Annotated in this window: 1 rRNA gene; it reads left to right on the top strand. The window is 55.4% G+C overall.

From position 1 onward, the window contains the following. A 16S ribosomal RNA gene (locus PKE99_RS38525) occupies positions 1 to 569 on the top strand; the annotation flags it as partial.

Genomic DNA, 569 nt, shown 5'->3' with positions numbered 1-569 from the left:
TATCAGCTTGTTGGTGGGGTGATGGCCTACCAAGGCGACGATCCATAGCTGGTTTGAGAGGATGATCAGCCACACTGGGACTGAGACACGGCCCAGACTCCTACGGGAGGCAGCAGTGGGGAATATTAGACAATGGGGGAAACCCTGATCTAGCCATGCCGCGTGAGTGATGAAGGCCCTAGGGTTGTAAAGCTCTTTCAGCTGGGAAGATAATGACTGTACCAGCAGAAGAAGCCCCGGCTAACTCCGTGCCAGCAGCCGCGGTAATACGGAGGGGGCTAGCGTTGTTCGGAATTACTGGGCGTAAAGCGCACGTAGGCGGACTGGAAAGTTGGGGGTGAAATCCCGGGGCTCAACCTCGGAACTGCCTTCAAAACTCCCAGTCTTGAGGTCGAGAGAGGTGAGTGGAATTCCGAGTGTAGAGGTGAAATTCGTAGATATTCGGAAGAACACCAGTGGCGAAGGCGGCTTACTGGTCCGGATCTGACGCTGAGGAGCGAAAGCGTGGGGAGCGAACAGGATTAGATACCCTGGTAGTCCACGCCGTAAACGTTGAATGCCAGCCGTTG

This window comes from Pseudonocardia halophobica, from assembly GCF_027922425.1.
In the GTDB taxonomy this organism is placed as follows: domain Bacteria; phylum Actinomycetota; class Actinomycetes; order Mycobacteriales; family Pseudonocardiaceae; genus Pseudonocardia; species Pseudonocardia halophobica.
The sequence above is the reverse complement of the archived record's forward strand: the minus strand, read 5'-3'. Positions and strand labels throughout refer to the sequence as shown.